This window comes from Maricaulis maris MCS10 (genome assembly GCF_000014745.1).
Taxonomy (GTDB): Bacteria; Pseudomonadota; Alphaproteobacteria; order Caulobacterales; family Maricaulaceae; genus Maricaulis; species Maricaulis maris_A.
Map to the genome: position 1 here is coordinate 1160758 of NC_008347.1, position 21743 is coordinate 1182500.

The following is a 21743-nucleotide window of genomic DNA, read 5'->3' on the forward strand; positions in this document are numbered from 1 at the left end:
CCGGACCGTCACGGCCGTGTTTGATCTCGCGCCCGGTCAGTCGGTCGCGGCTGGCCAGATCGCCAGACTGACCGTCCGGACGCCGATCGGCACGGACGGGTTCTGGGTTCCGACAGCAGCTCTGGCCGAGGGACGGCGTGGGTTGTGGTCAGTCTATGTTTTGGCACCGGCCGACTCCGGGACCTTCCAGCTCGAGCCGCGGGTTGTCGAAACTGTCCGCGTTGAAGCCGAGCGGATCTATGTCCGCGGAGCCGTTGCCGATGGCGAGCTGCTGCTCGCATCCGGACTGCAGCGCATTACCCCTGGCCAGATCGTCGTGCCGGCGGTGCCTGAGGTGCAGGCTCGATGAGCACCCTGTTTTTCCGCTACTCCCGACTGACCGTCCTGGCGGTCATCCTGCTGGTCGCGGCGGGAATCGGCGCCTTGCTGACGCTGGGGCGGCAGGAAGACCCCTCACTGACCGAACGTTTCGGTCTGGTCGTGACCGCTTTCCCCGGCGCCTCGGCCGAGCGCGTCGAAGCGCTGGTGACCGAGCCGATCGAAAACGCGATCCACGAGCTGGCCGAGATCGAGGACACCAGTTCGACCTCACAATCGGGCGTGTCGGTCGTCCATCTGCAGATCCGTGAAGACCTCAATGCCACACAGGTCGACCAGGCGTGGACGCAGATCCGCGAGCAGGTCGAGAGTGTCCGGCCCACTTTGCCACAGGGCGTGGTCGCGCCGGATGTTCGGCGCCAGTATCTGGGTGCGGCGACAATGATTGTCTCGCTCAGCTGGGGCGGAGCGGGGACCGAGAACCCGGCCATCCTGTCGCGCCTTGCGGCAGACCTTGAGTCCCGTCTGCGCAATATGGACGGCACTGAAGAGACCGCTGTCTTTGGCGAGGTCGAGGAAGAAATCCGAATTCTTGCCGATCCCGATACGCTGGCGGCCCTGGGCCTCAGCATGGCCGATCTGGCCCGCCTGACTGCCAGTGCCGACGCCAAGTCACCGGCCGGTGAACTGCGCGCAGGCGGCGTGGACCTCAATGTTGAAATTGCCGGTGAGTTTGATGGCCTGGACCGGATCCGGTCGATCGCGCTGGGTGAGGGGCCGGATGGCGGTTTCATCCGGGTCGGCGATGTCGCGGAAGTGGAGAAGGGCGCCCGCTCCCCCGTTGATGCGCTGGCGACCACCAATGGGCGCCGCGCCGTCTTTGTGGCGGCCTATCTTCAGCCGGAATTGCGTGTCGACCATTGGTCCGATGCCGCCGATGCCGTTGTTGCCGAATTCGCCGCCTCGGTTCCCGGCGTACAGATCGAGACGATTTTTCGCCAGGCCGACTATGTCGACAGCCGCCTGAGCGGCCTGGCACGCGATCTGGGCTATTCGGCGCTGATTGTGTTCGCTGTCCTCTTCTTGATGATGGGCTGGCGCGCGGCCCTGATCGTCGGGTCGGCCCTGCCGCTGACCGTTCTGGCCGTGATGTTGCTGACCAGCCTCTATGACGAGCCGCTGCACCAGATGTCGGTGACCGGCCTCGTGGTTGCGCTTGGCCTGTTGATCGACAATGCCATCGTCGTCGTTGATGAATACCGGTTGATGCGGGGGCGCGGTGCCGGCCCCCTTGATGCGCTGGACCGGGCCGTGCGGCACCTGTTCGCGCCTTTGCTGGCGTCGACCCTGACGACGGTTTTTGCCTTCGCCCCGATTGCCTTGATGCCGGGGGCTGCGGGCGAATTCATTTCGATGATCGGGATATCGGTGATTTTCGCCGTGGTCTCATCCTTCATCCTTGCCATGACCGTGGTCGGCGCTTTTGCGGCCTGGTTCGATGATCCGGCCATCACCGGCGGGCCACGACGTTTCTGGCGGCAGGGAATAGGAGCCGGCCCGTTTGCCGGCCCCTACCGGGCCGTGCTGGATGCGGTGACCCGTCGCCCCTGGACCGGCCTTGTCGGCGGCCTGCTTTTGCCGATTGCCGGCTTTGTGGCGGCCTCCACCCTGCCAATGCAATTCTTCCCGCCGACTGATCGAGACATGTTCCAGCTCTCGCTGGAATTGCCGTCCTCGACGTCGATCGGGGAAACGCGGCGCCAGACCGAGCGTGCCACCGCGCTGATCGAGTCCTATCCGGATGTCGAACGGGTCTCCTGGGTGATCGGCGAGAGTGCACCTCGGACCTATTACAATGTGGTTGGCAATAAATCGGGCGTTTCCAGCTATGCCTCCGGCTTTGTGCACATGGCGTCGCCGGAGGCCACGGCGCGCATCCTGCCGGACCTGCAGCGCCGCGTGATGTCGGAATTCCCCGATGCCCGACTGCTGACCCTTCCCTTCGAGCAGGGCCCACCCATCCCGGCCCCGATCGAACTGGTCTTGGTCGGACCTGAACTGTCCGAGCTGAACCGGCTCGGTAATGAAATCCGCGCCGTGCTGGCGCAAACTCCGACCGTTACCCATACGCTCGCCCTGCTGGAAATGGGTGAGCCGGTAGCCCGGATCATGGCCGATGAGGCCGCTGCAGAACTTGCCGGAATTCGTCTCGATGACCTCGCCAACCGGTTGCGGGGCGAATTGGACGGCGTTGTAGGCGGAAGCGTGCTGGAAGGTGTCCAGGAATTGCCGGTTCGGGTCATTGCCCGTGACTCGCGGCGTTCCAGCCTGTCAGCCGTTTCCGCCTCTCCTCTTGCGACACCGGGGCAGGACATCCTGTCAGCGCCGATGGCCGCTCTGGGAGAAGTTGTTCTGGCGCCGCAAGTGGCCGGAATCCCCCATGAGAATGGCCGCCGCGTCAACACGATCTATGGCTATCTCGACCCCTACACCCTGCCGGCGCCGGCACTCGAGCATTTCTTCTCGGCTCTCGACGAGGCCGGCATCGTCCTGCCGCCCGGCTATGAGTTGCAGATCGCCGGAGAGGCTGCGGAGCGGGGCAATGCCATGGCCGGTCTGTTCGGGACTGCCTTGCCGTTGCTGGTCCTGATGATCGGGTCGGTCGTCCTGGCCTTCAACTCCTTCCGCTATGCGGGCGTGATCTTTGTCGTTGCCTTCCTGTCCGTGGGCCTGGCCATGTTCGGTGTCTGGGCTTTCGGGACTCCGCTGGGCTTCAATGCCATTGTCGGCTCGATGGGTCTGATGGGGCTGTCGATCAATGGCGCCATCGTCGTGCTGTCGGCGCTGCGTGCCAACCCGGCCGCCGTGGCGCTGGAGGCAGGCGCCGTGCAAACCACGGTGATAGACGCCACGCGGCACATCATCTCGACCACGCTGACCACGATCGGCGGATTCATACCGCTCATCCTGTCCGGCGACAGTTTCTGGCTTCCCTTTGCCGCTGCCATGGTCGGCGGTGTCGCCGGCTCGGCCCTGCTGGCTCTGGTCTTCGCCCCGGCGGCCTTCACTTTCCTGACCCGATTGTCCGAGAAGAAGCGCCGCCTCGCCGATGCCCTGCAGCGCGAGCGGTCACGGCGGGAAGGGGCGCACTTGCCCGGTCTGGGCGAACACGCCTAGCTCTGGTCTGGCCATCAACAAGGACGAAGGTGCAGCATGAGCCGGATGCGGGGTCCGTGGACAGTGCATGACGACCGCGAGGTCTATCGCAACGACTGGGTCCGAGTGACCGAGCATTCGGTCACTCGACCGGACGGCAAGGCCGGCATTTACGGGGTGGTCGGCTTCGCCAATCGCGCCCTTGCCATCTTGCCCGTCCTTGCCGATGGCCGGATCATCCTGGTCGGCCAGCACCGCTTTCCGCAGGATCGATACAGTTGGGAAATCCCCGAAGGTGGCGGGGCTCTCGATGCTGACCCGTTGGCGGAGGCGGCGCGGGAATTGCGCGAAGAGACCGGCTACACCGCGAGTCACTGGCGGGAAATTCTGCACATGGACCTCTCCAACTCGGTCACAGACGAGGCGGCGATCGGCTTTCTGGCGACTGGCCTGGTGCCGGGTGAAGCGGACCCGGAAGGCACGGAAGATCTGCGGACGCGGGACATTCCCTTTCGGGAGGCGCTGGACGAGGTGCAATCGGGCCGGATTACTGACGCCTTGACGGTGGCGATGCTGTTCAAGGCATACTACATGGCCCGAGAGGGTGAGCTGGACGCCGATCTGGCCGCTGCCATGCTGGATCAAGGCGCGAGGAGAGCGTGATGTCACTCAGCCAAGTCGAAGAACCTGTCGAAGCCCGGACCGGCATCGAGTCCATCTGGGCACGGCTGCGTGTCGAAGCTGCGTCGGCGGCCGCCGAGGAACCGATCCTCGCAAGTTTCCTGAACGCGGCCATTCTGCGTCACGACAAGTTTTCGGGAGCCCTGGCCTATCGCATTGCTGCAAAGCTGGCGGATGCCCAGCTCGACTCCATGCTGGCCAGGGATGTGGCCGAAGAAGCGCTCGCCGGTGATCCGGATATTGTACAGCAGGCCGCCGCCGACATGATTGCGATCGACGAGCGGGACCCGGCCTGCCTGTCCCTGTTGCAGCCCTTTCTGTACTTCAAGGGCTATCACGCCCTGCAGGCGCACCGGGTCGCGCACTGGCTGTGGAATGAAGGCCGTCAGACATTGGCCTTTCATCTGCAAAGCCGTGTAGGCGAACGCTTCGGCCTTGATATCCACCCGGCCGCCCGGATCGGGCGGGGCGTTATGCTCGATCATGCCACCTCGGTGGTAATCGGTGAGACTGCTGTTGTGGGCGACAATTGTTCGATCCTGCATGAAGTGACCCTGGGCGGTACGGGTGCTGCACACGAAGACCGTCACCCGAAGATCGGCAAGGGCGTCCTCATCGGGGCTGGTGCCCGGGTGCTGGGAAATATCACCGTCGGGGATGGTGCCCGCATCGCGGCCGGATCGGTCGTGCTGCATCCGGTCCCTGCCGGCTGCACCGTTGCCGGTGTGCCCGCCAAGATCGTCGGCAATTGCTGTGATGAACCGGCAAAGAGCATGGACCAGAGCCTTCCCCAAGGCTCCGGCTGAGCGCGCTTCGTATGCGTTTCGGCATTGCGCTCGGGCAGCATCTGACTGGACGTGCCCCCCCTGCATAGGGTTAGTTGGCGCCGACTTCGAATCCCCCGACCGGAGAATGATCCCGTGAACAAGAACATGACCATGCTGGAAGCTGCCAAGCTCCAGATGTTCCTGCAGGCCAAGCTCAACCCGGAGATGGTCGTGCAGTGTCGCAACCGTCCCGATGAGTGCGCCGAAATCCATATTGGCGATGAGTGCCTCGGTGTGGTCGCCAAGATCATCGATGAGGGCGAGACCTCATACTCGTTTGAAATCACCATTCTGGACATCGACCTGGAAGATCTTTGAGCGAAGCTGCGCCTCCCGTCCTTGAGGTCCGTGATGTCTCCAAGACCTATGCGGGCCATGTCGAGGCCGTGCGGGGCGTATCGCTCAGGGTTGAAAAGGGGCAACTCCTTGTCCTTGCGGGCGCATCCGGGTGCGGCAAGACCAGCCTGCTTAAAATGATCAACCGCCTCGAGGAACCCTCGGGCGGTTCGATCATGTTTGGGGGAGAGGCTGTCGCCAGCCAGGACGCGGTCGCGCTGCGGCGCCGGATCGGCTGGGTCATGCAGGGCGACGGGCTGTTTCCCCATATGAGCGTCCGCCGCAATGTCGGGCTGATCCCCGCCATGGCCGGTCAGGACGCCGCCCGGATCGAGTTGCGGGTCCGCGAGATGCTGGACATGGTGCGCCTCGACCCGCACGAATTCGGTGAGCGTATGCCAGGCGAACTGTCAGGCGGGCAGCGGCAGCGGGTCGGGTTCGCCCGAGCCTTGGCCGGAAATCCGGAACTGGTCCTGATGGACGAGCCGTTCAGCGCCCTCGACCCGATCACCCGGGACGGGCTGCAACAGGATTTCAGGGATTTGCAGCGCGAACTCGGCTTTGCTGCCGTGATGGTCACCCATGACATGGCCGAAGCCCTAATCATGGCCGACGAAGTCGCGGTGATGCGTGACGGCCGCATCATCCAGCAGGGCACGCCGCACACATTGATGAGCGCGCCGGCCGATGATTATGTGTCCGACCTGCTTGAAACGCCGCGCCGCCAGATGCGGGCCATCGCGGAGCTGGCGCAGTGAGCAGCAATCTCGCCGAGCGCTGGGCTGAACTTCCGGACCTTCTCGCCGGACACATGCTGTTGTCGCTGGCGGCCATACTGGTCGGCCTGTCGATCAGCCTGCCGCTTGGAATTCTTGCGGCGTCCCGACCGCGCCTGGCGGCGGTCGTGCTCAATGCGGCCAGCGTCATCCAGACCATTCCCGGCCTTGCCCTGCTGGCATTGATGGTACCGCTTCTTGGCGGGATGATCGGTTATGCGCCAGCCTTCCTGGCGCTGATGCTCTATTCGATCCTGCCGATCCTGCGCAACACGATTGTCGGGCTCCAGGGCCTTGATCCGGTTGTGCGCGAGGCTGCCCGCGGCATCGGCATGACGCCGCGTGAACGGCTGTGGCAGGTCGAGCTGCCGCTGGCCCTGCCGGTCATTGTCGCCGGATTGCGTACGGCGGTGGTGTGGGTGGTTGGCGCGGCGACGCTGGCAACGCCGGTCGGGGCCTCCAGCCTGGGCAATTACATCTTTGCCGGCCTGCAGACCCGCAATTGGCTGTCCGTCCTGTTCGGCTGCCTGTTTGCGGCCGGGCTGGCCATTGCGCTGGATCAGATCATCCGCTTGCTGGAAGTCGCCGCCCGGGATCGCCGCAAGGGGTTGGCGGTCGCTGTCGGCGTCGCGCTTTCGGCACTGGTCGTCATCACCATCGCACCGCGCTATGTGCCGGCCGCTGTGTTCCGAGGGGCGGGGCCGGTCGTGGCGCTTCAGGACGGTGCCGACACCCTTGCCGATCAGACTGTTGTGGTCGGCGCCAAGGCCTTCACCGAGCAATACATTCTCGGTGCCCTGATGCAGACGCGTCTGGAAGAGGCCGGGGCCCGCGTCGACCGGCTCGACAATCTGGGTTCCACCATCGCCTTCGATGCCCTGCGCACGGGCGAGATCGACGTCTATATCGACTATACCGGCACAATCTGGGCGACGGTGATGAACCGTTCCGAGCCGATCAACCGCAATGCGATGCTCGCCGAGATGACCGGCTGGCTGTACGCCGAACACGGCATTCTGGCGCTTGGCGGGCTGGGATTTGAAAACGCCTACGGGTTTGCCATGGCCCGCGACCGGGCCGAAGCGCTGGGAGTCGACAGTCTCGCCGACCTTGCTTCCCAGGCCGAAGGCATGAGTGTCGGAGGCGATGCGGAGGTCTTTTCGCGGCCCGAATGGGTGAACACCCGCAACCGCTACGGCCTCGGGGCGATGCAAACCCGCGCCATGGATGCCGCCTTCATGTATGGCGCTGTGCGGGACGGCCAGGTCGACTTGATCTCTGCCTATACGACTGACGGCCGCATTGCGGCGTTTGACCTGCTGGTCCTCGCCGATCCACTGGCGGTGTTGCCGCCCTATGACGCGGTGATCCTTCTGTCGCCCGATGCGGCAGCCAATCCGGCCCTGGTCGAGGCGTTGTCCGGCCTGATTGGTGCGATCGACAGTGAAGCGATGCGTGAGGCCAATCGCCTTGTCGATCTGGATCGTCAGACGCCGGACCAGGCGGCAATCTGGCTGTCGGACCATTTGCAGGCGGGTGCGGGAGGCAATCAATGAGTGGCTATGTCGGAGCCGGACGTCTTCAGGACGGCGAGTGGTTGATGCGCGCCTGCATGTTGCTCAACAAGGATTTGCCGCTCGGAGCCGAGCCCTATACCGAAATGAGCCAGTTGAACCGGATCTGGGCGACCCAGTCGGCGGAGGTTGACCGGTTGCTCGCCCTGATCGATCCGGAAGGCGATATCGATCAGTCTATTTTCCCGGTCCTGGCTTTCTTTGATCCGTCGGAGGGCTGGCCACTGGATATCATCCTGGCGGCGATGGCCGCGCTGGGCGTGTGGTTGTTCCTGCCGGACTGGTATGGCGTGGCCGAATACCTGGCCTATCTGCTGATCGCGGCCTTCGTGGCGATCCAGTATCTGAGGGCCCGGCGGCTTCGCGAGCGGGCCAGGACCGAAATGATCAAGCTGGGCCTCGACCCTGACGCGCGGCACCCGCTGACACTGCGGATTCTCGTCCGCTATCGCAAGAAGCCCGTCACCTTGCATTGAGCCGCAACGACCGGACCGCCCGGTTGGTGAAGGAAAAGGGCGCGAAGCTGGCTAGCTCCGCGCCCCGATCAATGCGTGGATTGTGTCTTTTCTGGTCAGTCGCTGCGGATCAGAGAACCGTCAGCATGGTCGCCACGAGTGGATGGCGGACGATGTCTTCGGCCGCCAGTCGGCAGACCGCGATGTCGTCGAGCTCTTCCATCTTGTCGGCGATCTGGGCCAGGCCTGACATTTCCGGCAGGAGGTCGGTCTGGGCCGGGTCGCCGGTGACAACCATGGTCGAGTTCCAGCCCAGCCGCGTCAGCAGCATCTTGAGCTGTCCATAGGTGCAGTTCTGGGCCTCGTCGACGACGACGAAGGCGTTGTTCAGCGTGCGGCCGCGCATATAACCGATCGGCGCGATCTCGATCAGGCCCTCGGCCATCATCGCCTTGAGCTTTTTCGGGCTGAGCCGGTCTGCCAGCGCGTCGTAGAGCGGTCGCAGATAGGGGGCGAGTTTTTCCTCCATGGCGCCAGGCAGGAAACCGATCGATTCGCCGGCCTCGACAGCGGGACGGGACAGCACGATGCGGCTGACCTGTCCGGCCTCCAGCGCCTCGACCGCCTTGGCGACGGCGAGGAAGGTCTTGCCGGTGCCAGCCGGCCCCAGGGCGAGGATCAGATTGTGGTCCTCGATCGACTTCATCAGGACGGCCTGGCCATCCGAGCGCGGTTTCACATTCTTGATGAAGCGCTGGTCCCGCATCGGCTCCCTGGCGTCGGGTGACCAATTGGTGCCAGGAAAGAGAGCACGAACCTTTGTTTCTTCGGATTGATAGTGTGCCGTGTTGAACTCGGCACGCTGGCGACGTTTGACGATACGCTTACCCATGGCTGGAACCTCCACACATGAAAAACCCCTCGGCCGGAAGGCGAGGGGCGAAGACACATTGCAACGAAAACGATTCGAGGGACTCGAAGGGCAGGGATCCGGATGAACCGGATGATCCTGGCGGGCTGGGTCGCAGACTGTTCATACCGTCTACCCGGTGCCTCCCTTGGAGTTGCCGAAACGATGCGAGGCCGGATGGGCAGGTCTCGAATCGCGGTTACAGTGTCAGTGTAACCCGGTGAAGAAGATCTGAACGACCGTGTCGCGAATAATTCACGCAAAAGATAGTGGGAGACCGAAATGGCGATCTATGCATTGGGCGATTCGAGCCCGACCGTGCCGGGAGCCGATGAATTCTGGGTCGCCGAGAGCGCTGAGGTCATCGGTCGGGTCGTGCTCGAGCCGGGTGCCAGCGTCTGGTATGGCGCCATCATCCGCGGAGACAATGATCCGATCACGATCGGCGAGAACTCCAATGTCCAGGACGGCGCGGTCCTGCACACAGATGAGGGCATTCCGCTGACCATTGGCAAAGGTGTCACCATCGGTCACCAGGCCATGCTGCACGGCTGCACGATCGGCGATGGCTGCCTGATCGGCATCGGTTCGACAATCCTGAACGGTGCCAAAATCGGCCGGAATTGTGTGATTGGAGCCCATGCCCTGATCACGGAAGGCAAGGAAATTCCTGACAATTCTCTGGTGGTCGGATCGCCGGGACGCGTGATGAAGACACTGGGACCGGATATGGCCGAACTGCTCAAGGCGTCGGCCGATCATTACGTCGCCAACTGGAAACGGCACAAGGCCGGTCTGCGCCGGATTGACTGAGGCAAAGGTGGTGCCGGCCCGGTCTAGTGGGCGCGGCTCCACAATTCGCGGATATTCTGGTCGGCATCGCGACCCAGATTGAACCAGGCGGCGCGATCATGCGAGGCATCGATCACGAGCAGCTTGTCGTCGCGTCCCAAAATGTGACTGAGCTCATTGCGCAAGACCGCCGACGTGGTGGGGCCGCGCAACAGCCAGACATTGCCGGTGATCGACTCAAGATCACCATAGGCAGACAGGGCCTTGTGGAATTCAGCGCCGTTTTCAGACTGGATCTCGGCGATGACGACGAAATTTGCCGGTCGGGCGCCGGGCGTAACCCGTTTTTCCGGTTCCGGAGAAGTCTTTGATTCGCCGAGCCATTCACGGAAGGCGTCGATGTCCGAGGCTTGTTGCCACAGACCATCTCGCTCCGGGCAGACATGGGAATGCGCAGCAATGCGTCCCTCGCCAACGAAGGCTTTCATCTGCTGGGGGGTATAGGGGCCGTAGACACGACCCTCGACTTTCACAAACCAGGACATTGCGATTCCATCATCGCGAGGCATTTCAGATCTCTTTTGCACTTTGTTACGTACCGCCTATCACCCTGATACGGCAAGAATCGGGCCGCAATTGGGGAGGACCCCGAAAAGGCGAACAAATTGGCGATCAGCGACTCATTTATGCTGCTTCGTGGCCCGCGGCCGTGGCTTCAGGCGGATCGAACACGACCGCGAAGCCATTGTCCAGAATGCGCGCCACACGTCCTGACATCTCCCCGACACGCAGGCCTTCACCGACACGCGGGCGTTCGAGGCATTCGAAGGCTGCGCCGGTGACCGAAACGTCCACGACATTGGCCTGAATGACCACGCCGTCGGACAACAGGATGCGGGCCCGGCCGCGGCCCGGCTTGCGCGGCGCCGTGCGATCCTCTTCAAGACCGAGACGGTCCTTGTTGAAACGCCAGGTGATCGCGTCTGCCAGCTTGTCGCGCTTGCGAAGCGGGGCATTGAAGCGGATCGAGATCTCTTCTCCGCTCTGGCGCACGACCTGGCCTTCAATGCGGCCGATCGATGTGATCATCAGGACGATGCGGGTTTCAGCGGCCAGATTCAGCCGCGCAATGATGCGGGCGCCACCGGGCGAAATGTCGACCAGGCGGCAGGCGTGCTCACCATTCGCTTCGGACCAGAACCGGCCGTGCAATTGCAGCGGCACACGGGCATGCCGCCGGCGCTCTTGGGCGCCGCGGGCGGCAATCTTTATCTTGCGTCGGTCGAGCCGGCCGGGTTCGTCATTCATCGCAATGACCTCCTGCGAACCGGCACTCTAGGCGCAAGGCGTTAAAAAGGTTTTGCCGTCACTGATCGTTTGCAACCTTCTGGGCGCCCAGACCCGTATCGACCCCGAGACCGGGAAAAATGCGGTCGGGCAGTGCCGGTGGATGGATCTCGCGCAGTAATGTGCGGACGACCGGGCGACCCTTGAAGGCGTCGGTTGAGTCGAGTGGCTGGAACAGGCCCAGCGTCCGGTCGATGGTTCCCGATGGTCCGCGCAGGGGCAGGAAGGATATCTCGACGGGCAGTTGGTGCATGTCGAGGCTGGAGGCCCGGGCGATCAGCGAGGCCGGCGCCGAACCGGTAATCGACGCCTCGAGCACGGCCTGGACATGGGTGCGATCATGACCGCGCCACAGCGACAGGAAGTTCTGGTCGCGGAATTCGCGTTGATAGAGGTCGCACAGATGGGTGCCGGCGAGTCGGAATATGTGGTGTTGCGGATCGGCACGCCACAGGATGAAGACATAGCCCAGCAGCCGCGCAATGTCCTGGGGTTCGATATCGGCACGGTGCGGTGCGCCGCCGCCCTGGCGTCGGGTCTGCCAGTAGGCATGCAGGGCCTGTGATTGCGCATGGCGCATGGATGTCTCCACTCATTCCGTCGGGTTGAGACGTGGCACACGGGCCGACGTTCATGCCTGTCCCGCTTCAAGATCGGGGCCATACCCCTGTGGCGGGAAAGCGGTCTGGCGGCATTCATCGGGTGCGCGAAATCGGCAAATGACGGCAAGCCCTCCAATTGGCCCTGCGTTTGCAAGACCGGGGGCAATACGTAAGGAGCACGACCATGCGCGTTTCAGCCCGGCACGCCTTTTTGATCCCAGCGACCGCTGCGTTCGCCCTGTTTGCTGCACCGGCTTCGGCCGGCGGTGGCGGCGGTGGCAGTGGCGGTGGCGACGGATGCTGTACACCGCCTCCGCCGCCCTCCTGCTGCACCCATGGCGGTGGTCACACGGTCAATGTCCCGAACATCAATATCCATGGCGGCAACATCAATGTCGGCGTCAATGTCTCGACGCGGGTCAATGTGAATACCAATGTCAATGTCAACGCGTCGGCCAACGCCAATGCCGGGGCCGGCGCAAGTGCGGGCGCGGGTGCTGTGACCTTCATCGGTGGTGGCTCCTACACACCGATGACGACAGCGCCGGCCGCGACCGCGATTACCGGGCTGAATGTCGTCGGTGTCGAGGAAGAGACCGAGTACGAATATTACGAGGAAGAGCGCACCCGTTGGGTCGAGGAATGGCGGGTTGTCCGGTCTGTCTGCGTGGACGACAACGGCACACCGCACCCGGCCTCGCGTGTCGATGCGGATGATCGCGTCGGCACCACGTATGACGGTGAAATTTTCCGCTGCATGGCCGGTACGGCGATGCAGACCACGATCGGTTGGGTCCTGGATGGAGTCTACAACTGGGACGACGCGCCCACCATCATGTGCCGCAAGGGCGAGGCTCTGCGCCATACAGCCGGCGGCAATCTTCGTTGCGAAACCCAGATCCCGCGCCGCAATTGCAATGAACGCTCGCTCCTGCGCATGCACGGGCCCGGTGTGAAAATGGTCTTCATGCGCCGCGAGGAACGCTACACCGAACGGATGCAACGCGAGGTCTCGCGTGAAAGCCGCCAGACGGTCTCCATGACGCTCATGCTGGACGGCGGCGTCGGCGGTTATCGCTAATCAGACTTTCAAGACATCATCATCCACTGACTGCCCCGGCCTGGTTTCAGGTCGGGGCATTTTTTGTGTCCCCAAGCGCCAATGTCGCCACGGCGCTTGCGCCTGGCGTTTTGGATGGGAGGGGAACGGGATGTCGGCCAATGCCGTCAACCGGTTTGATTTGAAAAACGTGACATCGCCGACATCCCGTTCGCGGAGATTTCCCGGACGCTCTCGCCCCCGATTCCAATGCGTCAGGTACTGAGGGTCGGTCGTTTAGTGCCCCTGGACCTGATCACACGCCCTGCCGGAGCTATGGATTGTCACATCCAAAGCGCGGACAGGCTCCGCAAGTTCCCGGGCACAAGTGACTGAGCTCGCGCCTCCCGTCCCGAAAACCGAGGGCAGTCTCCCATGGGTCAAATGGGGGGAGGATAAGTTTCCTGAATTTTATGCTGTGTGATGCGTTCCCTCTCCCCGGGGAGAGGGCCAGGGTGAGGGGTAAATCCCGGTGACCGCAGGAATTTCCCCCCTCATCCGCGCTACGCGCACCTTCTCCCTCGGGAGAAGGAAAGTGGTGCAGGACGGGGATAAAGGCACAAAAATCTTGTCATCCCGGCCGAATGGCCTGTGTGCGCAGGCGGCAGAGCCGCGACCTGTACGCGCCGCTATCGGCTGCTCCGGGCTTATGGGTCCCGGGTCTTCGCCCTGATCAAGTCAGGGCTCCGCCCGGGATGACAAAACTGAGGCGAGGTGACCTGGTTAGCCCCGCTCAATCTGCCACCAAAAACAACCGCAGAACGGACAATCACGCTCGGGATCAATCCCCGCTATTGCGCCCGTCTCAGAATGTGAATGTCGCCTGGGCGTAGCCGAACACTGTCCGGTCGGGGGCCGGGCTGCCGGGCGCGTTGTCGGCAAATCCGCCGGGCAGGAGGATGGAGGCGCCGAGTTCCAGTTCGAGACCGTCGATCAGGCCGCGATAGCGGACGCGGCTGTCCAGGGTGTGACCGATGAAACGTCCCGATTGGCCGCTTTCATCGCGCAGGCCGGCGATCACCCAGCTGTCTCGTGCGCTGTCGAGCGAGGCGGCAGACCAGGCCAGCCGGCCGTCCCAATCCGGGCTGGGTGCCAGTTCCAACCGCATGCCGGGCGCGTTGAGATTGGCCGGCGTGAGCGGCCCATGCAGGCTGGTATTGTTGAGATCGGTGCGGCGGGAACCGAACAGGCGTTCATACTGATCGAAGCGCCCGTCATTCGGGTCGTCATCACCGCTGGCCCAATAATACTCCAACGCCAGGCGCGGCTTCCAAGCATGCTCGAATGTGTAGCCAAGCGCCGCGAAGACCATGCCGGCGCTGACGTCCAGATTGGTGGTGTCGCTCGCGGCGCTGCCGGCCCGACGGCGCCCGAACCGCCAGGCCGCTTCAAGATCGAGATCCACCTGTCCGGTAGCCGGTGCGCGATGCAGGCGAAAGCCTGGCGTGACGTAGTGGCGATTCGGGGTCGGCGTGGCGTCGGTGTCGCGTTCCTCCAGACCGTAGACGAAGAGGTCGCCAGACAAGCCGGGCCAGAAATCCGGAATCAGGTCGGGGCGTTGGTAGTGGACGGCCCAGATGGTGCGGTTCCATTCTTCTTCATCGCCTGACATCTGATTGTCGCCGATCGCGGCGCGGTCCCCCGGGTGCCGCCCCACCGGGGCCAGCATCAGGGCGTGGAATTGGTCGCCGCGCGCGCTGGTCGCCGAGTAATAGGCGCCGGTATAGCTCTTGATCACATTGGCATAGCTGATCCGTTCGATCTGGCGTTTCGAGCCGATACTGACGGTCTGCCGACCCAGGGTGAGGCGGGCGTCGGACCCGTCCCCGAAAACGGACGGGGCGTCGACACGGACATAGGCCTGCAAGATGTCGAGCGGATTGACGGTCCCGGTGCTGAGCGGAGTTCCGATATCGTCGAAATAGGCACGGCTGTCCTGCAGCTCGATGCCGAAGCGCGCGACCGGGGTTGTCAGGCGGGCGTGAAGGAGGGTGCGCAGGAAGAGTGCCTGGTCGGAACCGGTGCGACCGGCGCGAAACTGGCCGTTGAGGCTTTCATAGCGGGCGCGGGTTTCGCCGGAGAGGTCGAACCGGAAATCGGTTGATGTGTCGGTCTGGGCCCGTGCGCCGGCGGCAGCTGCCATGAAGGCCGCGATGATCGCCAGCAGCCGGGCAGGGCCGGTGAACACACCGGTTTTCAGCTTGGATACGCAGAAACGCTTCATGACTCTTCCCGATTTTCACGCAAGATTGGATGATTGCACCACAGGCGCTTGCCGCTTAGCGTGCCCGGTTCAATGATTCAAGAATAATTGAAGTGACAATATAATGAACGACCACGACGCGGCGACCCGGCTTTCCACCCTCGCGCATGATGTCCGTTTGCGCGTGTTCCGGACGGTGATGTCGGCGGGCCCCGCGGGCATGCCGGCCAGCAAGATCGCTGATGCCGTCGAGATCTCGCGCAATAACCTGTCCGCCCACCTCAATATCTTCCTCCAGGCCGGTTTGATGGATGTCGAACCCTCGGGGCGGCAACGCATCTATCGGATCAATCTGACGGCCGTGTCGGACACGATCGGCTATCTGGTCGCTGATTGTTGCCAAGGGCATCCCGAGGTTTGTGATGCGCTGGGCAAGCATTTGCGGACGTCTTGTTGATTCAATTATACATGAATCATTGAATTTAATTCCGGCCATCGGCATATTCATTCCCGCCATCACCAATGGGAGGAATGAATGGCTATTTTGGGAATTATCGCAGCGCTGGTGACCCTGCAGGCTGGTGCGAGCGTCGAGCCTGCCGGGGCCGACATCAATATCCGGATCATCGGTCGTGGCACCGTGGAATGCGCGATCATGACGACCGATGGCAACGCCACCCGGCGCGCCCGGGCGCGGGCCTCGGCGTATGACGCCATCCGCGTGGACGACGCGCTCAGTGCCGCTTGCACCTATGGCGTGTCGGACGGTGGCGAACTGATTATCCGTTTCATCGAAACAGACGGGTTTGCCTGCCCGTTCGACGCCGGCATCGATGAGGAGAGTTGCAGCACGACTATCGACGGTCCCGCCGAAGGGGCATTCGAACTCGTCGCCAACTGAGCACCGGCGGGCCGCCACGTTCAATCCAGAAAAAAAAAGCCCCGGTCGCACAACACGCGACCGGGGCAGGGTTTCCCAAGGCTATGGGATTTCGTTAGTTACCCGCGTGCGGGTTCACTGTCTGGTAGGTGGCGGAATTACCGATCGCGGTGGCCGCGCCGGACAGGATCCCACCCGTATTCATGCTGCCGGTCACAAAGGAGCTGACCGCAGCATTATTGGTCTGGTTGGTATTGCCCCAGGCGGTGACCGGACATTCCGAACAGACATAGGTCGTGGCGGCATTGCCGAAGGCGGTCGCCGAGACCAGGGCCGAACCGCCGGCATCGCCGCCCAGGTTGGCCCGTGCGATGACGGCGCCATTATTGGTCTGGTCAAGGCCCATGAAAGCGTCCGCGCCGATATTGGAGATGATGGCGGAATTGCCCACGCCTTCGGCCGAGACGCTCAGCACATCGGCGTCGAAATTGCCGACCAGGATTTCCGATTCAGCGGTGACCGCGCCGTCATTGTCCTGCTCGCCCTGGATATGGGCATAGCCGTTTTCGTTTTGCATCCACACCGAGTTGCCGTTCGCGGACGAGACAACGGTCTGCGTGCGCGCCGTGCCGCCGGCGTCCGTGCGGGCGCGGGCCGTGACAGCGCCGCGATTGTCCTGGTCAACATCGACGACTTGCGACGGGCTATTGTAATAGCCCTCCAGCTGCGCCGAATTGCCGTTCGCTGCACCGAGTACGTTCGCCGCATAGCCCAGCCCGCCATCGGGGGCGAGGACATAGCCGTCGGCGCTCACATCGGCACCTGAATCCTGGCGCAGGGCGAGATTGGTGTCGCTGCCATAACTCGTGCCCTGAAAGGCATTTGCCGAGGCCGTCGCCGAGGTGATCGAGGAGATGGCATAGCTGCCGACTTCCAGGCGAGCGGTTGCCGAGACGGTCGAACCGTCCAGCGCCGTCTGGTTGATTTGCGCGTCCATGCCATTGTCATTGATCACGCTGGCCGAATTGCCCATCGCCGAAGCGGTGGTGATGGCTGCGCCGTCTATGATCGTGGCACGCGTTTCCGCGCGGGCATCGACCGAACCGGAGAAGGTCTGGTCAGACTGGATATCATGCCGCTCCACCACATCCACGGTCAGCGCGTTGGCGGCGCCAATGGCGGACTGGGATACGGAATTGGCCTGATCGGTTTCACCCTCCGTCACGACCGTGATCGCGGCGTCCAGATTGACCTGGCCGTTCAGGATCTCAGTCGTATCGTCCGCGAAGATAGGAGCGCACGTGATCGTCGCGGCGCTCATGCCCGCGATCAACATTGCTGCGCGCTTGGACATTGGAGGTCTCCCGTTGACCGTAGGTGTGGGTGGCGTTGACGCCGCCGGTAACATTGGTGTGGCCGTCAGTGCTGCCGCCGATCGGATCGGCATAGATGCAGGCTGCAGCCGGATCGACGCCATACATTTGCGCCGAGATTTCCAGCACGGCGCGTTCGATCACCGAACGCACGGCCAGCTGGACCGGCTCGAGCGAGCGACCACCGCCGGAAATATCGATCACCGCGTCATCCCAGAAGGCGAATACGCCGGCAGAGATTTCACGGCCGACAATCTGTTTCTGGTAGGAAATGACGTCGACGGTCTCCATCGTGCGCGTCTCGTTGAGGCGCAGGTCGAGGCCGATATTCATCACCCACATGCGGCGATTGAAGACGCCGGTCGGATCGCTGTCGATCCGGTCGCCGCCCAGGACGTCGATGCCCGAGGAGCGGATATTGTAGTTGAGCTCGGTAATGCCGCCGACCAGATGATAGTCGGAGCCGGGCAGGGAGGCGGCGTGGATCTGGCGCTGGGTACCATTATCGCCGATCAGCGAATTATTGGCGTAGCGCAGCTCGAGCTCCGACACCGATGTGTCAAAACGCTCCACCAGGCGAACACCTGCCTTGGCAAAGGCCGAGATCGCCATCAGGGACGCGCCCTGGGTGACCGCGGCTCCGCCTTCCAGTGAGGCCCGGCCGGTATAATCCGCCAGCCGTCCGACAGCGATGCGGGGCGATTGCAGATTATGCTGGCGGGCATAATTGGCGAGGCAGACCAGCGCCTCGGAATAGGGCGTCGGATTGGCGGTGACCGGCGCGCCGCCGATTGGCGTCGCATAATTACCGTCGGCCCCACCTGTGCGGGCCGTCGTGGCACAACCGGTCAGCGCCAGCGCGCTGACGAGTGTCGCCATCAATAGCTTAGTCTTGATCATTGTCCGTACTCACATTGCCTTGGGCCGTCGCGCTGGCGTTGATGTCGCCATTATTGATTTGGGTGGAATTCACGATGACCGTGTTCCACTGGCCGCTCACATTGACGTTGAGCTGGTTGCCGATAGCGGAGGCGTTTGCGCCGACGCCGCCACTGCCAAACAGGCCGACCTGGGTGGAAACCCCGACACCGGTCTGGATGATTCCGTCGATGATCACGCGATTGCCGGCGCTTGAGCGCGCTGCGGCGCCGGCGCTGGCGGTGGCACCCGACCAGGGCTGGCTGGCCTGGGCCGATGTGCCGCCATAGGGCTGCTCCCAACCGGCCGTGGTCTGGACCTGCTGAGCCTGGGCCGCGGCACTGATGGCTGCGAGGGCAAGAGCGGCACCGACAACGGTGGGGAAGCTGCGCGTTTTCATTGTGTCATGTCCTCTACGACGCGATTTTCTGTGTCCGGAGTTGCAACGCGCATGCCAAAGGGTGTGCCGTGCTAAAGCCGTTCCCCTGTTGGGGGAATCGTGTCGCCCTTGATCGGGCAATGCCTGATTGGGGCAATGTGAAACGGGAGTGGACGCCATGAGTGTGCCGCAGCGGGACGGGTCGGACGGGCCCTGGCAATCGCCGCCGCCACCACGAGCGCCGGTTTTCAACGCCATGCCACCGGCCGTATTGCTGATCGCCCTCAGTATTGCCGGCGTGTCACTGCTCGGTCAGGTCTGGCCAGACTTCCAGCGCTGGGTTTTCAATGCCGGAATCTTCATCGCGGCCGAACGTGGGGCCGCGTTGCCGAGCCAGCCGCTGGGACCGGTCGCGCCCGTGTTCCTGCACGTCTACATCCATGCCGGTCTGCTCCATATCGCCATGAATCTGGCGATTCTGGTGGCAACCGGTCGGGCCGTCAGCCAGCGTTTGGGTCCGGGCCTTCTGGGCTCGGCGGGCTTCATCTTTCTGTTCTTTGCCTGCGCGGCGACCGGTGCCTCGCTTGAAGCTTTCCTGCATCAGGGCCCACCCGTATCGATGGCGGGCGCCTCAACGGCGGTCTCCGGCCTGATCGCTGCCGCCGGCTGGGTCCGGGGCGGCTGGCGTGGCATGGCGGGCTTGGCCCTGCCGTGGATCGGCATCAATCTGGTGATCGGCCTTCTCGGCGACATGATGCCGATCCCGATCGCCTGGCTCGGGCATATCGGCGGCACGCTGGGTGGCATCGTCCTGACGCCGCTGGTGATCGCGGTGTTCGAGGAACAGCCTGACTGATTACCACAACCTGTCGATATGGCGTTCGCCGTCGATCTCGAACCCCTTGATCAGGAGACGCCCGGAGGCGGGCAGGGAGAGAATGAGCCGGACATCGGACGTCTCGTCCTCCTCGCCGTCGCGCGGTGGCTGGCGCAACATGTCCTCCAGGGCCAGCGCGGCGTCACGGCTGGCGTAATAGCGCTCGATGTTGAACCGGGCGCGCAGGATGTCCCCGGACCATACGGCACGACCTTCCGCCACCAGGCCGCGGCCAGGATGGTGTTGATGCACGGCGACCGGTCGGGCCAGCCCGTCGGCGCCGATTTCCAGCGTCACAAACACCGGGGCGTGGTCCTCGAACGCGTCATCGCCATCCAGGGTCGCGAGATCAAGCGCGGCCAGTGGTGTGCGGATCATCGCGTAGTGACCGAGGAAAATATCGCGCGGATCATAGCCCTCGACCTCCATCACCAGCTCGGCGCCGGTGTTTCGGGCAGTCTGGTGGCTGACCAGCATGAAAACCAGAAATCCGGTCATCGCCGCGGCGATCAGTCCCAGTCGCATCAGGATACTCATGATCGACCTCCCGCAGACGCATCGTCGAAGGGCCGGTCCGTTGATGACCGCCGTTTATCTACCTGCCAGAGCACGAAGCTGGCTCCAAACAGGAGCAACCCGCCGAGGAAGAAGAACAAGGCCGTGTCGAGCAGGCCTTCGAAGGTCTCCGCATAGACATAAAGCGTCTGTGCCACGAAACCGATGATGCCGATGGTGCGCAGCGTTGTGGCCGACTGGCGCGACCCGATCAGGATCAGCGCCACGCAGGCGCTGTAGATCAACCCGCCGACCAGCATGCGCAGGACCAGCGGCGCGGCGTCCGGCTCGCCACCCAGGGCGACGGGAAGGGCACCGATGGCCAGCGCAGTGGCAAACAATGACCCTGCTTCCCAGACCTTCAACCGTCCGGCGATCACGCGCAGCACACACAGGAGGGCGATGACAGCCAGTGCCGGCAGGGCGAGGGCGCCGTAGCCGATGCCGTCCGACGTGTCATGGGCGGAGAGGTGACCGTCCAGGGGGATCTGGATCAACAAGGCCGCAAACAGGGTGATCAGCGTCATCCAGCCGGCGACAATGCCGGCGCCGGTAATATTGCGGTCGCGCAGGGCCGAGCCGGCCAACGCCAGCGCTGCGAAGGCCAGTATTGCCGCGGACTGGGTTTCCAGGGCGCCGACGGCATGCCGGTCCTGCCACACATAGAGCGCGTGTGCGGTCCAGATTGCCAGCGCCAGCGAGACCAGATGCACGGACACCAAGGAGCGCATTCGCACGGCCAGAAAGGCACTGGCTGCGGCTACCGGCAGGTAGGCCCAGACCGTGCCCGGGACATGGACATTGCCCGCTTCCAGCCCCGCCCACAGTGCACCGAGCCCGGTGGCCAGGATCAGCACCGGCCGCGACCCGACCTGCCAGGCGGTCAGGCCGCCGGCGACCGCCCAGACCAGGACGGCTGTATTGCGAAAGGAGGTCATGTTGAAAGTCTGGGCGGTCAGCATGATCGCGGCGCCGAACAACACCACGCCCAGCAGGGCAAGGGCGTGGCCCAGTGTTTTTGCGTCCCGCTTGAAGGCCTGCCCGGTCGCCAGCAGGCAGGTCCATAACAGGCCCAGCATCAGGCCGAAGCGCAGGAGGCGGGGAATCATCTCCCAATTGGCTCCGATAAAGGTCAGCGCCGACAGGCCCAGCAGAACGGCACCCATTATGGTCAGGGCGCCCAGTGCCGAGGCGCCGCGGCGCGGGCGTGCGGCGTCAGCGAGAATCGCAGCCCGCTTCCCGCCATCGACGAGACCGGCCTCGACCCAGCGATCCAGGTCCTGCGTCAGGCGTTGCAGATAACCCATCATTGCCTCTCCTGCTGCCAGCACTCCCCGGAGGCCGTGTCGCGAGATTGAAGCGGGCAGGGTGGCGGAGGCGTGCAGGCCTGTCCACGAAAGCTTGATTCACATCGCGCAAGGGCGGGGCGGGGTTCCGGGGACAGACGGTCAGTTTTGTGGTATCGTGCAACTTCCACTGATCGGGAGGTTGGCCATGATTGTTGACGCGATTCTTCGGAGCAAGGGGCGGGACGTGATCACGATCCGCGAAATGGCGACGTTGGAAGAGGCCGCCCGCCTGCTTGATTCTCACGCCATCGGGGCCTTGCTGGTCGAGGATGGGGCTGGGCGGCCGATCGCCGTCCTGTCCGAGCGCGACCTGGTCCGGGAAATGGCCCTGCACGG

At 63.6% G+C, this 21743-nt stretch carries 24 protein-coding genes (1 of these 24 running past the window's edge); 14 read left to right on the forward strand and 10 right to left on the reverse strand.

Features of this window, described 5'->3' with window-relative positions; all coding sequences use genetic code 11:
• Positions 1 to 16 precede the first annotated feature (16 nt).
• The 8 genes from MMAR10_RS05525 to MMAR10_RS05560 all read left to right on the forward strand — a co-directional run bounded on the left by MMAR10_RS05525 (position 17) and on the right by MMAR10_RS05560 (position 8144).
• Positions 17 to 349 (forward strand): hypothetical protein, encoded by a 333-nt coding sequence (locus tag MMAR10_RS05525; RefSeq protein WP_011643004.1) that lies wholly within the window; start codon positions 17 to 19, stop codon positions 347 to 349.
• Entirely contained in the window at positions 346 to 3495 is a 3150-nt protein-coding gene (locus tag MMAR10_RS05530; RefSeq protein ID WP_011643005.1) for an efflux RND transporter permease subunit, read from the forward strand. The genes MMAR10_RS05525 and MMAR10_RS05530 overlap by 4 nt, the downstream gene beginning before the upstream one ends.
• 36 nt (positions 3496 to 3531) lie before the next feature.
• Positions 3532 to 4137, forward strand: a complete 606-nt coding sequence (locus MMAR10_RS05535; protein WP_011643006.1) for an NUDIX domain-containing protein — start codon at positions 3532 to 3534, stop codon at positions 4135 to 4137.
• Complete coding sequence (gene cysE / locus MMAR10_RS05540; protein WP_011643007.1) at positions 4137 to 4961, forward strand: serine O-acetyltransferase; 825 nt, start codon at positions 4137 to 4139, stop codon at positions 4959 to 4961. Before MMAR10_RS05535 ends, cysE begins: the two co-directional genes overlap by 1 nt.
• 114 nt (positions 4962 to 5075) lie before the next feature.
• Positions 5076 to 5300, forward strand: coding sequence for a DUF3126 family protein (locus tag MMAR10_RS05545; protein WP_011643008.1), 225 nt, complete (start codon positions 5076 to 5078; stop codon positions 5298 to 5300).
• Entirely contained in the window at positions 5297 to 6076 is a 780-nt protein-coding gene (locus MMAR10_RS05550; RefSeq protein WP_011643009.1) for an ATP-binding cassette domain-containing protein, read from the forward strand. Before MMAR10_RS05545 ends, MMAR10_RS05550 begins: the two co-directional genes overlap by 4 nt.
• Positions 6073 to 7650, forward strand: coding sequence for a glycine betaine ABC transporter substrate-binding protein (locus MMAR10_RS05555; RefSeq protein ID WP_011643010.1), 1578 nt, complete (start codon positions 6073 to 6075; stop codon positions 7648 to 7650). The genes MMAR10_RS05550 and MMAR10_RS05555 overlap by 4 nt, the downstream gene beginning before the upstream one ends.
• A complete protein-coding gene (locus tag MMAR10_RS05560; protein ID WP_011643011.1) occupies positions 7647 to 8144 on the forward strand; it encodes a hypothetical protein in 498 nt (165 codons plus the stop codon). The genes MMAR10_RS05555 and MMAR10_RS05560 overlap by 4 nt, the downstream gene beginning before the upstream one ends.
• Positions 8145 to 8253: 109 nt before the next feature.
• Here the strand turns inward: MMAR10_RS05560 and MMAR10_RS05565 are convergent, their stop codons facing one another.
• The gene (locus MMAR10_RS05565; RefSeq protein ID WP_011643012.1) at positions 8254 to 9015 is read right to left on the reverse strand and encodes a PhoH family protein; all 762 of its coding nucleotides are present in this window, start codon (positions 9013 to 9015) and stop codon (positions 8254 to 8256) included.
• Between the two features lie 300 nt (positions 9016 to 9315).
• Here MMAR10_RS05565 and MMAR10_RS05570 point away from each other — a divergent pair, with 300 nt between their 5' ends.
• Complete coding sequence (locus MMAR10_RS05570; RefSeq protein WP_011643013.1) at positions 9316 to 9846, forward strand: gamma carbonic anhydrase family protein; 531 nt, start codon at positions 9316 to 9318, stop codon at positions 9844 to 9846.
• Between the two features lie 23 nt (positions 9847 to 9869).
• Here the strand turns inward: MMAR10_RS05570 and MMAR10_RS05575 are convergent, their stop codons facing one another.
• From MMAR10_RS05575 to MMAR10_RS16085, 3 genes are all read right to left on the reverse strand, one after another.
• Positions 9870 to 10394, reverse strand: coding sequence for a DUF4339 domain-containing protein (locus MMAR10_RS05575; protein WP_011643014.1), 525 nt, complete (start codon positions 10392 to 10394; stop codon positions 9870 to 9872).
• A gap of 115 nt (positions 10395 to 10509) precedes the next feature.
• Positions 10510 to 11133 carry a PilZ domain-containing protein gene (locus MMAR10_RS05580; RefSeq protein WP_011643015.1) on the reverse strand — a complete coding sequence of 208 codons (624 nt, stop codon included), beginning with the start codon at positions 11131 to 11133 and terminating at the stop codon, positions 10510 to 10512.
• 58 nt (positions 11134 to 11191) lie between these two features.
• Entirely contained in the window at positions 11192 to 11752 is a 561-nt protein-coding gene (locus tag MMAR10_RS16085; RefSeq protein ID WP_011643016.1) for a PAS domain-containing protein, read from the reverse strand.
• Positions 11753 to 11958: 206 nt separating this feature from the next.
• Between MMAR10_RS16085 and MMAR10_RS05590 the strand changes: the two genes are divergently transcribed.
• Entirely contained in the window at positions 11959 to 12855 is an 897-nt protein-coding gene (locus MMAR10_RS05590; protein ID WP_011643017.1) for a hypothetical protein, read from the forward strand.
• A gap of 823 nt (positions 12856 to 13678) precedes the next feature.
• On the opposite strand, the gene MMAR10_RS05595 is transcribed toward MMAR10_RS05590, so the two are convergent.
• Entirely contained in the window at positions 13679 to 15097 is a 1419-nt protein-coding gene (locus tag MMAR10_RS05595) for an alginate export family protein (protein WP_011643018.1), read from the reverse strand.
• Positions 15098 to 15200: 103 nt separating this feature from the next.
• Here MMAR10_RS05595 and MMAR10_RS05600 point away from each other — a divergent pair, with 103 nt between their 5' ends.
• Positions 15201 to 15533 (forward strand): ArsR/SmtB family transcription factor, encoded by a 333-nt coding sequence (locus MMAR10_RS05600; protein ID WP_011643019.1) that lies wholly within the window; start codon positions 15201 to 15203, stop codon positions 15531 to 15533.
• Positions 15534 to 15611: 78 nt separating this feature from the next.
• A complete protein-coding gene (locus MMAR10_RS05605) occupies positions 15612 to 15977 on the forward strand; it encodes a hypothetical protein (protein WP_011643020.1) in 366 nt (121 codons plus the stop codon).
• A 94-nt stretch (positions 15978 to 16071) separates the two neighbouring features.
• On the opposite strand, the gene hfaD is transcribed toward MMAR10_RS05605, so the two are convergent.
• From hfaD to hfaA, 3 genes are read right to left on the reverse strand one after another with little or no spacing between them, the layout of a single operon-like run.
• Positions 16072 to 17310: a holdfast anchor protein HfaD gene (hfaD, locus tag MMAR10_RS05610; RefSeq protein WP_150099715.1), complete on the reverse strand. Its 1239-nt coding sequence runs from the start codon at positions 17308 to 17310 to the stop codon at positions 16072 to 16074.
• Entirely contained in the window at positions 17225 to 18229 is a 1005-nt protein-coding gene (gene hfaB / locus MMAR10_RS05615; RefSeq protein ID WP_011643022.1) for a holdfast anchoring protein HfaB, read from the reverse strand. Before hfaB ends, hfaD begins: the two co-directional genes overlap by 86 nt.
• Positions 18216 to 18647, reverse strand: coding sequence for a holdfast anchoring protein HfaA (gene hfaA / locus MMAR10_RS05620; protein ID WP_011643023.1), 432 nt, complete (start codon positions 18645 to 18647; stop codon positions 18216 to 18218). The genes hfaB and hfaA overlap by 14 nt, the downstream gene beginning before the upstream one ends.
• A 157-nt stretch (positions 18648 to 18804) precedes the next feature.
• Here hfaA and MMAR10_RS05625 point away from each other — a divergent pair, with 157 nt between their 5' ends.
• Positions 18805 to 19482, forward strand: a complete 678-nt coding sequence (locus tag MMAR10_RS05625; protein ID WP_011643024.1) for a rhomboid family intramembrane serine protease — start codon at positions 18805 to 18807, stop codon at positions 19480 to 19482.
• Here the strand turns inward: MMAR10_RS05625 and MMAR10_RS05630 are convergent, their stop codons facing one another.
• Positions 19483 to 20040 (reverse strand): GDYXXLXY domain-containing protein, encoded by a 558-nt coding sequence (locus MMAR10_RS05630; RefSeq protein ID WP_011643025.1) that lies wholly within the window; start codon positions 20038 to 20040, stop codon positions 19483 to 19485.
• Positions 20037 to 21368 carry a DUF2157 domain-containing protein gene (locus MMAR10_RS05635; protein ID WP_011643026.1) on the reverse strand — a complete coding sequence of 444 codons (1332 nt, stop codon included), beginning with the start codon at positions 21366 to 21368 and terminating at the stop codon, positions 20037 to 20039. Before MMAR10_RS05635 ends, MMAR10_RS05630 begins: the two co-directional genes overlap by 4 nt.
• 184 nt (positions 21369 to 21552) lie before the next feature.
• Between MMAR10_RS05635 and MMAR10_RS05640 the strand changes: the two genes are divergently transcribed.
• Positions 21553 to 21743: the start of a CBS domain-containing protein gene (locus MMAR10_RS05640; RefSeq protein ID WP_011643027.1), read on the forward strand. Its footprint extends 238 nt past the window's final position; the window shows 191 of its 429 coding nt (coding positions 1-191); its start codon is at positions 21553 to 21555; the stop codon falls past the right edge of the window.